The organism is Neolewinella aurantiaca (genome assembly GCF_008014675.1).
GTDB lineage: Bacteria > Bacteroidota > Bacteroidia > Chitinophagales > Saprospiraceae > Neolewinella > Neolewinella aurantiaca.
The window spans coordinates 1-13032 of sequence record NZ_VOXD01000045.1; the positions used below are offsets into that span (position 1 = coordinate 1).

Genomic DNA, 13032 nt, shown 5'->3' on the forward strand with positions numbered 1-13032 from the left:
CTCCAAGCGGTCTTCCGCGATATGCGCAGCAGCTTCGCCTTGAAGAGTAGCATTAACCATCGCCTGGAGCATCTCAGCGAATCCACCGCCACGCTCTAAAATCGGTTTGCCGGAGTAGAGGTGACTCTGCATGCGCTTGACCTGCTCCGGGTCGGTAAAAAGCTCTTCCAATGAGCGTGTCTTTTTGGTTTTCTTTGCCATAATAATCGTATCTAACTGTAAAGTAATGTAGACACACTTAGATGAACAGTCTCTACCTAAAGGTCGGGCCGTCCACTACTCGGAATTCTCCTCGAACCTACGGTTTGCTCCTATTGGTCGCGCCGTTCCCACCCCTAAGCCAGTTTCAGTTCACCTCAAGCAGCCCCCTAAGCTGTCACAGTTTTTAAACAAAAACTGCCGCCAGTTCAGGAACCAAGGGCCGCGTCGATGAACTGATCGCTCAGGTAGACAAGCTTTCTCGCCCGTTCACACTCGCCTTTGCAACCGGCATCCTCCCTTTCCTACGTCAAAGCAAGCACCGCCTCCAGAATAGCCAAAGGACCGCTAAAGCTTTCCAGAACGATTTTTTGATCGTGCCTCACAAAAATTAGTTCCTCCACCCTTGTCGATTCCTCCATCGTCGCTGCCATGACTGCACAAAGGGAGGATACCTCATTACAAGGCTTAAACAGAGCGAACGCGCTCAAGGAAAGCCAGTCTCCTCCGCTCCGAGTAAGGAGTTTCCTTTTTACCGAGGGCCGAAGGCACTCAAAAATACATTCAGCATGGCAGCTTTAACACCACCAATCATTTCAGAGGTAAGCCTAGTTTACCAACCTAAAGTCAAGGCCGTAGACCGTCCCCGAATGGATAACTCAATGGAATCCGAGGCAATCCTTCGCGAGTATTGGAGCAACGACATTCACCTACTAGAAGAGTTTAATTTCTTGATGCTTGACCGAGGCAACCGAGTAATCGGTTTCAGCAACGCCGCAAAGGGTGGCATCGTCGGCGTAATGGTTGACCCTCGATTGATCATCTTGTTGGTCGAAATGCGGACGCACAACGCTACCGTACACGTGATCAAAACTGCAAGCTTCGGAGAGGTTGGAAGGGGTGAAATTTGCCATGAGGCCAAGGTCGTCATTTACACGTTAACTTCCGAAACCGAGAACTGCTACCCTCAATCAAAAAGCCTTCGGTCACGGAGCCAGCCTGATCAACTCACCCGAAAACTGATCAGGTACTGCGCACACGAAAAAAACCATCCCTCCAAATGGAGAGATGGTTCATTGTTATAACACTACTTTTCGATCCACCTTCTTGAGGCGGTAAAATTTATCATACTCACTATAAAAACTGTCTTGACCCCGAACGATAAGATGCAGTCGGTCACTATCTCCTTCTGCAGTTCGTAGATTAAGAACACTACAATAATGAGGCTGAAAAGAGCTTCTGGCAAACGAAAAGCACTCGCATATAGAAATATAGCACCTCTAATTTGCACAATCGACTGAAAAACAGCACATTAACTCATTTTCTGCAACAGCTCTATATAGATGAAATATAGCTTTTTTGACGGCTTAAATCAGCCGAAGAACCCGCAAAAAACGCTAAAACCAGTCTTTTCCAGCAGTGGATGACATCGGACCAGCAGCGGGAGATGGCCAACAACTCAGCACCTTGAATCGATACCGTAATCGCTTTTCAATCTACTTCAGCTCCTCCTTCAGGAATCTCCCGGTGTGGCTTTCTTCTACCAAGGCTACTTTCTCGGGGGTACCCTTCGCGATGAGTGTTCCACCGCCACGGCCCCCTTCGGGGCCCATGTCAATGATGTAATCGGCGACCTTGATGACGTCCATCGTGTGCTCGATTACGATAACGGTGTTGCCCTTGTCGACGAGCCCCTGGAGTACGCGCAGCAAATATTGGATGTCCTCGAAGTGCAGTCCCGTCGTCGGCTCATCGAGGATGTATACCGTCTGGCCCGTTGCCCGCTTACTCAGTTCTTCGGCGAGTTTTACGCGCTGCGCTTCTCCTCCGGAGAGCGTTGTTGCCCGCTGGCCAAGGGTGATGTAGCCAAGACCTACGTCGTTGAGCGTCTTCATTCTGCGGGAGATCTTCGGGATCGCTTCGAAGAACTCACTCGCCTCTGCAACCGACATATTGAGGACGTCGTTGATCGACTTACCCTTGTACAGAATTTCCAGCGTTTCCCGATTGAAGCGCTTGCCGAGGCAGGTTTCGCATTCCACCTCTACGTCGGGCAGGAAGTTCATTTCGATGGTCCGGCTGCCGCTGCCTTTGCAGACTTCGCAGCGACCGCCCTTCACGTTGAAGCTGAAGCGCCCCGGTTTATAGCCTCTGATCTGAGACTCGGGCAACTTCGTGAACAGCGCCCGGATATCGGTGAATACGCCAGTGTACGTTGCAGGATTGGACCTTGGTGTCCGGCCAATCGGACTCTGATCAATGTCGATGACCTTGTCGATGTGCTCCAGCCCTTTCACCGATTTGTACGGCATTGGCCGCTTTACTGAGTTGTAAAAGTGCTGGCGCAAAATGGGGTACAACGTCTCGTTGATGAGCGTCGACTTCCCCGAGCCACTCACCCCCGTTACGCAGGTCAACGTACCGAGCGGGATCTTGATGCTGACGTTTTTGAGGTTGTTCCCCGTTGCGCCCTTCAGTTCCAGGAAGTTCCCGTTGCCTTTCCGGCGCTTTTCAGGAACAGAGATTTCCTTGCGGCCGGAGAGATAGTCTGAGGTAATGCTGCCTGCATTCTTCTTGAGCAGAAACTCTTTGGGTTTACCGGCGGTAACTACGGCTCCGCCCTTCACTCCGGCACCGGGGCCGAGGTCTAGAAGGTAATCGCTTGCCATCATGATGTCTTTGTCGTGCTCGACTACGATGACGGAGTTACCGATGTCTACCAAATCGCGCAGCGCCCTGATCAGTCGCATATTGTCGCGCTGGTGCAGGCCGATGCTTGGCTCATCTAGGATGTAGGTGATTCCCGTAAGCTGGCTCCCGATCTGAGTAGCGAGGCGAATGCGCTGCGCTTCGCCGCCGGAGAGTGACCGGCCCGGCCGGTCGAGGCTCAGGTAGCCCAACCCAACGTGCAGGAGAAAACGGAGGCGAAAGCGGATTTCCTTGAGGATGTCGGTAGCGATCAGCGTTGTCCGTTCGTCCATGCCTTCTTCGGCGGTCTCCATCCAGTCGCCCAGTTCGCCGAGGTCCATACGGGCAAGCTCGCTGATGGTTTTGTCCTTGATTTTATAGTGGCGTGCTTCGCGGCTCAAGCGGGCACCGCCGCATTCGGGGCAGTCATTTATGGTCATGAAATCCTCAGCCCAGGCGCGGATGCGCTCACTGCTCGTTTCTTCGTACCAACGCAGAATCATGTTGATGAGTCCGTTCTTGCGGACATCCCAGACCATATCGTTAGCGATGCGGTCGTACTTACTTTTCTTTTGGCGGCCCGGTTGTTTCTTTTCTCCGTACAGCAAAACGTTCAGCGCTTCGGGCTTGAGTTTGCTGATGGGGTCGCTGAGCTTGAACTTATACGCCTTGGCGATTTCCCGTACCTGCTTGAAGGTGGTATTGTCCCGGTCTTCGCCCATCGGGGCGAGGCCGCCCTTATTGATGCTCAGGCTGCGATCGGGGATGATCTTATCGATATCCGGACTATTCACCTGACCAAGGCCCTTACAGGTTTTACAATAGCCGTAGGGCGAGTTGAAGCTGAAAGTATTCGGGCTCGGTTCTTCGTAGGAGAGGCCGTTTTCGGCGTCCATCAGGTTTTTAGAGTACGGGCTGGTTTCTCCGGTTTCGACGTCCTGAACGAAGACGAGGCCATCACCCATTTTCAGGGCGGTTTGCAGGCTTTGGCTCAGGCGTTCGGCGCGGTCCGGCTGCATTTTCAGGCGATCGATCACGAGTTCGATGTCGTGCACTTTATAGCGGCTCACCTGCATGCCTTCCGCCAGGTCCTGAATTTCTCCGTCGACGCGCACTTTGGTGTAGCCCTGCTTGCGAACCTGTTCGAACAGTTCCCGGTAGTGCCCCTTCCGGCCGCGGATCAGCGGCGCTAACACAATCATTTTTTTACCGGCGTATTTTTCAGCGATCTGCTCCTTCATCTGCTCTTCCGTGAAGCGTAGCATTGGTTCCCCGCTGATGTAGCTGTAGGCCGTGCCCGCCCGCGCGTAGAGCAGGCGGAGGAAATCGTAAATTTCGGTGACGGTTCCCACGGTACTGCGCGGGCTGCGGTTAGTCGTTTTCTGCTCGATGGAGATCACGGGGCTCAGGCCGGTAATCTGTTCCACTTCCGGCCGCTCCATACTACCCATAAACTGGCGCGCGTAGCTGCTGAAGGTTTCCATGTAGCGGCGTTGCCCTTCGGCGTAGATGGTGTCAAAGGCCAGGCTGGATTTTCCACTCCCGCTCAGGCCGGTGATTACGACGAGTTCGTTGCGCGGCAGTTCCACGCTGATGTCTTTCAGGTTATTCTCCCGGGCACCGATGACGGACAGGAAACGTTCCGAATGAGGCAGTTCCGCCTGTTTGGCCTTTCGCTTTTTCGCTTCGCGGCTTCCTTTGGAGGTGGGCGCGGCCGCAGGTGCAGAAGTCGTTTTTGGAGAAGTGGATTTAGCGCGGGGCATAGTTTCTTTTTCGCCCGTTGGCGGACCTTCCGCCGGGGCTGTTTTTGCAACGGAACCAAAGGTAAGAAGGTTGTTAAACTTTTTGTATAAAATCAAACATTACCCATCAATAAATAACAATATTCAGACCTGGCTCCACTCCTGAAGATATATTTGTACGACAATGGTCCGCTACGATTTTAGGTGGCTCTTGCCCCAAGGACCTTGACTTCTTCAATCACTGCTTTCATTCTAAGCATGTATGGGTCTAGCCCGCACCTGTGTTTTGGTGTTCTTTCCTCCGGCGGAGAATGAAATGATCTTTTGTAATTGAGTCGATCTCACACCAAAGAAACCAAAGGTGACGGTCCGTCTTGCATGCCTGCCGGCGGCTTACTTTGAAAGCATTCAAAGTAACAAAATGCCTGGCTGTATCACCGGCTGATCGTGAAATCGGCATCCAACACCTAAAACGGAAAAACTCGCGCTTGCGCTCTCTTCATTGCCTTAAAACTGGTCGGTTCGTTGAAATCGGCGGAGCTACGTCCTGGGCCTGGGAAGTGCTCAGACAGCTTCCGTTTTTAACGGTCCTGGATACCAATTTTCACGGCCGGTGCTAAGGCCGATACTCAGTGATTAAAACCTTCTGTTCTACATAAAACGACTTGGCCGTTTGCCAGATAGTCAGCTTTGTACAAGATAATTAGCCTCGTGTTTCAAGTATGAAACACGAGGCTAATGTTTTCAACAAAGTTTTACTCAAGCCCCAGACTTGTAGTTTTACACAGCGCACAAGACGTTGAACATAACCGGCAGGAGGCCTTGGCCCCGGCCACAAATACTGGGTCTGAGGGCGGTTAAAAAAGGTAAACAGTTTAAGCCCTTCCCTAGTTCCTGCTTTTCCGAAAGGCTTGTGCAATCGAAAAGCTAAAGCATAAAGCGCAAGGTTTGATGGCGAGTTTTTGCGTTTTCAGCCCTCAGACCCAGTATTTGTGATTAGCCGGGGACACAGCCAGTATTTTTGGTTCTTTTGATCTCACCTCGCAGAAGCCGCACAACGAAAAGAACGCCCCCGGCAGGGATGCTAGACGAAATGAACACCTTGCTGGCCCGAAACTGTAGCGGACCATTGTACATTGTATTCAACCCGCTACGCGGTATGATTGCCGCCCCACCCTATCTTTGCCGGATGAACGCAAAAATCTTTTCTCTTCTTCTGGCCCTCTCATTCGTATTTACCTCATGCCCCCCGGCTCCGGTGGATACCGTACAGGCACGCCCTGCCCTGCCAACTGCCCCTGCACCTGCGGCCGCGCCTGCTGAAAACACGTTGGTAAAGGCAAGTAAAACGCCCAAAAACATCATCCTGATGATCGGCGACGGAATGGGCGTTACACAAATATCGGCCGGTATGTACAGTAACGGTAACAAACTGAACCTGGAAAAATTTCCGGTTATCGGCTTGCACAAATCGTACAGTTCCGACAATCTGGTCACTGATTCTGCCGCCGGCGCCACCGCCTTCAGCGCTGGCATAAAAACATACAACGGTGCCATCGGTGTAGACACCGACACGATGCCCGTCGTCACTATTCTGGAACTGGCCGAAGCTGCCGGGCTACCCACCGGCCTGGTTGCAAACTGTTCTATTACCCACGCTACCCCCGCAAGCTTCGTATCCCACAACCGCTACCGCAAGAACTACGAAGAAATTGCAGCCGACTTCCTTAAAACCGACGTTGACCTGCTCATTGGTGGCGGAGCCAAGTACTTCGAACGCCGCGATTCTGACGACCGCAACCTGAGCACCGAGCTGCGTAGCAAGAACTACGTCGTGGAAAGCTTCGTCAATACTGACATGAAAGACGTCCGGCCCGGCACCGACAAAAACTATTTCTACCTTACCGCCGATACCGAACCCCTACCCTTTAGCCAAGGCCGCGACTACCTTGTTCCCGCCGCGAAAATGGCTCCTCAATTCCTGCAGAAACGCGACATCAATAATAAAGGCTTCTTTCTGATGATCGAAGGCTCACAGATCGACTGGGGCGGCCACGCCAACAAATCAGACTATATCATCAGCGAAGTAATCGAGTTCGACGATGCCATCGGCGAGGTGCTCGACTTCGCAAAAAAAGACGGCGAAACCCTGGTCATCGTCACCGCAGATCACGAAACCGGCGGCTACGCCATCCAGTACGGCTCTAAAATGGATTCTATCAACGGTGCCTTCACTTCCGATTACCACACCGCCGACCTTATCCCCGTTTTCGCCTACGGCCCCGGCTCAGAGCACTTTGCGGGCATTTATGAGAACACCGCCATCTTCGACAAGATGAAGGAACTCTTTGGCCTTTAGACTTACACATTCCGGAGGCCGATCGCCGGGAGCACATCCCCCCACGGTTTGTGGGCAGGGCTGACGCATAGGATTCGATTTTAAGCTTTTTGCTCGAGATCATTGTCAAAGCCTAAGAGCTTGCAACCCAAAACGCGTAGCGTTTTCACTAGCCCATCCCCCGTGGGGAGGGGTTGGGGTGGGGGTTTAACACGGCTTATTTAGCCTATGCGTCAGCCCCCGGTTTGTGGAGTAAAGCTTTTTCTCTTACGAATTCTTTAACACCGAATCAGAGTAGTTCACCGATTTACGGATTAAACCATCGGGTTTTGCGGCCATCAAACAACCGAACCGCAAAAAATAAAACTACTATGCGTAAATTAATGATGACAATGATGGCACTGCTTTTTGCAGTCACCGTCGCAACCGCCCAACGTGGCCCCGCCCACCGGGGAAACGACCTGCTCTCCGAACTCAACCTGACCGCTGAGCAGCAGGAACAAATCAAAGCAATCAAGCAGGAGGGTGCAGCCCAAATGAAAGAATTGCGCGAACAGAACCCCGACCAACGCCCGGACCGTGAAGCCATGAAAAAGATGCGCGAAGCTTCCCAGGCTAAAGTCGAAGCTGTACTGACTACCGAGCAGAAGCAACAACTTGAAGCCCTCAAGGCTGAACGCAAAGCAGCCAGAGACTCCGTCGACAAAGAAGCACTCAAGGCAGAACTGAAAGCACACAACGAAACCAAGGTCAAGCCCGTAATTGCTGCCTCCCGTGCCCAGTTCGACCAGTTCATCTCGGCAGAAGACAAGGCTGCTCTCGATCGCCTGCGCCCCATATTCGAGTCTAAGCCCGAAGGCAAAGCCGGAAAGAGAGGCCACCGGAAAGCAAAAGAAGAAAAACCCTCCGAAGCTGATCGCGAGGCCCGCAAATCTGCAATGGAGACCTGGAAAACCGAACACGCCGACGATATCGCTGAACTCAAAGCGCTTACCGAAAAGTACTCCGACGACATCAAGCGTGTACAGGAGAGCATGAAACCACAGCGCGAGCAGTGGGCTAAGGAGAAACGTGAGATCATGGAAAAGTACCTCCCCGAAGGTGCAGCTAAAGCGAAAGGCAAAAAAGCTGGCGCACGCAAGGGTAAAGGCAAAGAAGGCGCTAAAGCTGAAGGTAAGGGCAAAGGCAAGCGTAGCGGTAAGCAAGATGCACGCGGAGACTGGCCAAAAGGCGCTGCTTTTCTGCTAATGAAAGGATAAGAAACCCGGTTTCTTCCAACACTTTGTTCCTGCTGAACGTTACAACCAGCACAACTGGCCCCGGCATCTTTATAAGTGCCGGGGTCAGTGTTGTGTAAAAGCTCAGCGGCAGCACATCTGCTTAAAGCAAGGAATTCGTACCTTGTGGATTCACTTGGAACCCCGCTAAACATCATCAACAAAATATCAACAAGTGCAGAATACCATCGGCAAGAGTCAGGAAGACATCACCCAGGGCCTCCAGCACTGGAAGTCCATCGTAGCCAAGTATCAGAAGGCCAGTACTGGCCGGGCCATCGGCCAGTTATTCAGCAGTTTCGGTCCCTTCGTGGCCCTCTGGATTGCTATGTATTTCAGTGTTGACTATTCGATTTGGCTAACGTTGGGCCTCGGTGCGATTAACGCCTTTTTCCTGGTCCGCATCTTCATCATCCAACATGATTGTGGCCACTACTCGTTCCTGAAAAAGCGAAAAGTAAACGACATCATTGGTTTCGTTTGTTCTTTTTTCAGCTCCATCCCCTACACTTACTGGGCCCGCGTCCACAGCTACCACCACGGCCACACCGGCCAGCTTGAGCACCGCGACATCGGTGACATCGACTTCCTCACCGTTGAGGAATACCGTAAACTGGGTAAGTGGGACCGGTTTAAATACCGTGCCTTCCGCCATCCGGTAGTTCTGTTCGTCATCGTGCCGGTCATCTACCTCGGCGTAATGCTGCGCATTCCCAGCATCAGTTTCGAAGGCTGGAAGAAGGTGCACATCAAGCAGCACATCAACAACCTCCTGATCGCTGCAGTGTACATCGGTCTCGGATTTCTGCTTGGCTGGAAAGCCTTCCTCATCGTGCAGGGTTCCATCATCTTCTTCTTCGGCATCATTGCTTTCTGGTTCTTCTACGTACAGCACCAGCACGAGCACACTTACATGCAGTGGACGAAAAACTGGGACTACCTGACGGCCGCTATCAAAGGCGCTTCGTTCTACAAGCTTCCGCGTTTCCTCCACTTCCTTACGGGTAACATCGGCTACCACCACATTCACCACCTCTCCAGCCGTATCCCCAACTACAACCTCCGCCGTTGCGCTAAAGAAAACCCCGTGCTGCAGAAGTACGTGACTAAGGTCAGTTTCTTCCAGAGCCTCCCGATGATGTTCAACAAACTTTGGGACGAGGAGAAGCAACGGATGATCACCTTCCGTGAATTCTACCGCTCCGAAGCAAAAATGAATGTGGCGTAATTTTCGTCCTCGCTCAGTTTTGCTCAGGAGCCGTTCCTAACGTAAAATGCCCTGACCCCGTCTTCCCGACCGGTCAGGGCATTTTTTATAGGCGCGTACGCAGGTGCAGTAATTGTTTACGGAGTAGGGCCTTCCCCAGGGCTAACGCATAGGATTCGATTTTGAGCTTTTAGCTCGAGATCATAGTCACCGCCTAAGAGCTTGCAACCCAAAACGCGTAGCGTTTTCACGAGCCCATCCCCCGTGGGGAGGGATTGGGGTGGGGGCTTAACACGGCTTAACTAGCCTATACGTTAGCCCTGAGGGCCTTCCCTCCCGCCCCCTGTTCCGAAGCAGCCCCTCGGCCCTGCATCCTTGTCGTTGCACAGGCATGGCCAAAGCCCGGTGATGCCAGTTATGGAGGTAGCAGAACGAGCGTTCTTATTCGTTCACGTCCTTTTGGGATACCGGAAACGAAGTGGTTTGGGACAATTAGCGCGCCGTTAGCGTGGTGGCTGGTAAGGCGCTGAAAGCCGCGCCTGGCCTGAGCCAGGTAAGGTTTTCAGCAACGCCGCCAGACGCCGCGATAACAAGCGATAAAGTCCCAAACCATTTTGGTTCCGGTATATTACGGCTTACTCTTCGTTGGCCACCGCTTCCACCTTTCCGGCGCGTTGCGCCGGCAGCAGGGATGCTACGAGCCCGATTCCCAGTACCGTAAGGGCTACAACGGGAAAGTCATACCAGCGGAAAGAAATCGGATATGCCTCAGTCAGTAAGCCCGGCAGGCTGATCAGCCCGAAAGTTTTCTGAAGAACAAACAGCACACTTGCCAGTATAAAGCCAGTCAACAAGCCCAGGCCACACAGCAGAAGCCCCACCCGTAAGAACACTCCACTAACATCTTTTGCGGTCATACCCAGGCTGCGCAGGATTGAAATGTCCCGGCGCTTTTCAAGCACAATCATCCACAGGGCACCAACCAGGTTAAAACTGATCAAAATCATCATCAGGCTCACAATTGCAAAACCCACCCATTTTTCGACCTGCATGAGCTTAAGGATACTGTTCTCCTGTTGGTAGCGGTTTTTCACCACAAAGTCCGGCCCCATAAACTCTTCTATGCGGCGGTAGGTAGCCTTGCCGATATAGTCCGGCTTAAGACTGATTTCCAGAGACGAAACGGTTGAGTCGCTTACACTCAGCAGATCGCGGGCTTTATCGAGGCTGATTATAACCGCCTGGTTCTCCATAGACTCCTGGCTCCGGATGATCCCGGCAGGACGGAATTCCTTTCTGATGTAATTCGTTCTTCCAGTAGTCATGAACCCTCCTCCCCGCGGTTTGGGCCGTAGCATGAAAACCGTCAGACGTTCGAACTGATTCAGCGGATCAATCCCCAACGTAATCGCCAGGTCGTTACCCACTACAGCACCAACGCCCTCTCGCCCTCCGGCGTCCAGTTCGTAGGCCCCGTCATTGATCATGCTGTCAATACCATTGATCAGAGGATAGGCCTCATCGACTCCCTTTATGGTCGCCGCATTTTGTTTATCGTCGTAACTGAAAATAGCAGTCTCTTCCAGCGTCTGAGATACCGCCGCGACACCTTCGAGTTCTCCCAGGCCTTTATAGGTGGCCTCGTCGATTTCAAAAGTCTTACCCTCTGCTGCTACAATACGGACATCCGGGTTCAGATTATTGAACATGGTCAGAAACAGGTCCTCGAAGCCATTGAATACGCTAAGCAAAAGCAAAAGCGCGGCAGCCCCGATGGCTACGCCGAATGCAGCAATCAACGTAATGATATTGATCGCGTTAGTGGATTTGCGGGCGAAGAGGTATCGCCAGGCCATCTTAGCGGGTAGGTTCATGACTCAAAGGTAAAGCGTCGCCCATCGTTATGACGGTATTTGCTAAGGATAAAGCGACGACAGCCACAAATAGTACGCCGGGCACGCAGAGAAATTGTGCACCAGGTCTATCTTACGGGTGCACCTGACCAGATAAACTCCCGGGCTCTACTTGAGCAAACTCAACAAACGGTTAAGCTCATGGATCTCCTTCTCACTGAGCAGATCGCTCACCAGTCGATCCAGATCTTCTTTTTGAGAGTTGATCTCTTTCAAAATTGCAAGCCCTGAATCGGAGATGCGTACCCGGTTACTGCGCCGGTCAAAATCCGACGGAAATTTATCGAGATATCCTTTACTTACTAAGCGATCAATCAGACGACTGGCGTCAGACATCTTGTCCGCCAAGCCATCCCTGACCTCCTGAATGGAAGCCGACTCAGGGCTGTTCTTTGCAAGATTTCGCAAAATACTGTATTGCTTCGGCGTAATACCATAGGGCTTCAACAACTTCCGAGTACCATTGGTAAGCCAACTACAGGACTGCAGCAGGTTGTACCGGAGTTCCTGCACCTGATTACCAGCGCTGGCATTAAAGCCAGATTTATTAAACTTTGTCATAACGTTTATTAAAACAGTTAAAAATCGGTCCAGAACATGCTGGTGACCTGACCAAAAAGGGTTCTCAGCCGACTAAATCGAATGAGAGACCTTTGATTATAGATATTCTAATTTTGCGATTTGTTCTGTCGGAACTTGGATATTTTTTTAGTTTGTAAGCTGCTTTCCATAAACGCTATTTCCTCTATAAAATTCAAAATATGTTTAACGCTACATTAACTACGGTAGTGCATCATATTTGACCTCGTTGCGTTGTATTGCTATAAACAATAATCCACCATGAGATTAATACCTTCATTTCTCTTATTTGCCAGTCTTTTTGTGGGAACCACCCTGCTGGCACAAGAATCCCAATACACTAAGGCACAGGATAGTGACCCCGCTGCAATTGCTTTGGTAAGTAGCCTCAGGACAAAATATGACGCTTACAAAACAATGGAGGCTGACTTCAGACTAGACATTCTCCTCCCCGGTCAGAAAGTGGAATCTCAGCAAGGAAAACTCAAACGTCAGGGTGACCTGGTTCGCTTTAAACTCGGTGATCAGGAGGGCATCATCAATTCTGATGCCGCGTATATGATTCAACACGGCAACAAAGAGGTCATGATCAATAACCTGCCGGAACCCGGCGAGATGACGGGAATGCTGACCCCTCAGACCCTTTTCAGCTTTTACGAAGGAGACAACTACATCTTAGCTCTGCTGGGCAAAGACGTAATTGACGGCAAACTGCTGCAAACCGTAGAAATGAAGCCTGTTGACAGAGACAACAGCGACTTCACCAAACTCCGCCTCCGTATCGACCAGGCGAAAAAAGAACTTTCCACCATTGAAGCATTCACCCGCGATGGTTCCCGGTTCACTTTCCATCTCGACAAAACTAAAGGAGGCATCGCTCTCAGCAGCAAAACTTTCACCTTCGACAAAGCTGAATTCCCCGGCTACCACGTTGAAGATATGCGGTACTAACGGTATAATCGCCGAATGGGATACTGCTCATTTTCGCTCTCTCAGCAACCATGCGAGGTTCTACTTCGCTTTTCCTTACCGAGTGAAATTCATACTGGCAGTTGATTAGTCCTCTTTTCTGTACCAGCATTGTGCTCGG

Annotated in this window: 8 protein-coding genes and 1 pseudogene; 4 read left to right on the plus strand and 5 right to left on the minus strand. The window is 51.6% G+C overall.

What is annotated here, in order from left to right:
* The 3 genes and pseudogenes from FUA23_RS20345 to uvrA form a co-directional block, all read right to left on the minus strand.
* Positions 1 to 201, minus strand: a pseudogene (locus tag FUA23_RS20345) (IS256 family transposase); the annotation flags it as partial.
* 710 nt (positions 202 to 911) lie between these two features.
* Positions 912 to 1112 carry a hypothetical protein gene (locus tag FUA23_RS22455; protein ID WP_187271152.1) on the minus strand — a complete coding sequence of 67 codons (201 nt, stop codon included), beginning with the start codon at positions 1110 to 1112 and terminating at the stop codon, positions 912 to 914.
* A gap of 582 nt (positions 1113 to 1694) precedes the next feature.
* Positions 1695 to 4649 carry an excinuclease ABC subunit UvrA gene (uvrA, locus tag FUA23_RS20355; RefSeq protein WP_246144410.1) on the minus strand — a complete coding sequence of 985 codons (2955 nt, stop codon included), beginning with the start codon at positions 4647 to 4649 and terminating at the stop codon, positions 1695 to 1697.
* A 1060-nt stretch (positions 4650 to 5709) separates the two neighbouring features.
* Between uvrA and FUA23_RS20360 the strand changes: the two genes are divergently transcribed.
* The 3 genes from FUA23_RS20360 to FUA23_RS20370 all read left to right on the plus strand — a co-directional run bounded on the left by FUA23_RS20360 (position 5710) and on the right by FUA23_RS20370 (position 9471).
* On the plus strand, positions 5710 to 6987 hold the full coding sequence (locus tag FUA23_RS20360) for an alkaline phosphatase (protein WP_246144412.1): 1278 nt from the start codon (positions 5710 to 5712) through the stop codon (positions 6985 to 6987).
* Between the two features lie 350 nt (positions 6988 to 7337).
* Positions 7338 to 8225: a Spy/CpxP family protein refolding chaperone gene (locus FUA23_RS20365; RefSeq protein ID WP_147932621.1), complete on the plus strand. Its 888-nt coding sequence runs from the start codon at positions 7338 to 7340 to the stop codon at positions 8223 to 8225.
* A 193-nt stretch (positions 8226 to 8418) separates the two neighbouring features.
* The gene (locus FUA23_RS20370) at positions 8419 to 9471 is read left to right on the plus strand and encodes a fatty acid desaturase (RefSeq protein WP_147932622.1); all 1053 of its coding nucleotides are present in this window, start codon (positions 8419 to 8421) and stop codon (positions 9469 to 9471) included.
* Between the two features lie 614 nt (positions 9472 to 10085).
* On the opposite strand, the gene FUA23_RS20375 is transcribed toward FUA23_RS20370, so the two are convergent.
* Positions 10086 to 11324 (minus strand): FtsX-like permease family protein, encoded by a 1239-nt coding sequence (locus FUA23_RS20375; RefSeq protein WP_147932623.1) that lies wholly within the window; start codon positions 11322 to 11324, stop codon positions 10086 to 10088.
* Positions 11325 to 11471: 147 nt separating this feature from the next.
* The gene (locus tag FUA23_RS20380) at positions 11472 to 11924 is read right to left on the minus strand and encodes a MarR family winged helix-turn-helix transcriptional regulator (RefSeq protein WP_147932624.1); all 453 of its coding nucleotides are present in this window, start codon (positions 11922 to 11924) and stop codon (positions 11472 to 11474) included.
* Positions 11925 to 12203: 279 nt separating this feature from the next.
* Between FUA23_RS20380 and FUA23_RS20385 the strand changes: the two genes are divergently transcribed.
* Complete coding sequence (locus FUA23_RS20385; RefSeq protein WP_147932625.1) at positions 12204 to 12893, plus strand: LolA family protein; 690 nt, start codon at positions 12204 to 12206, stop codon at positions 12891 to 12893.
* The last annotated feature ends 139 nt before the right edge of the window (positions 12894 to 13032 follow it).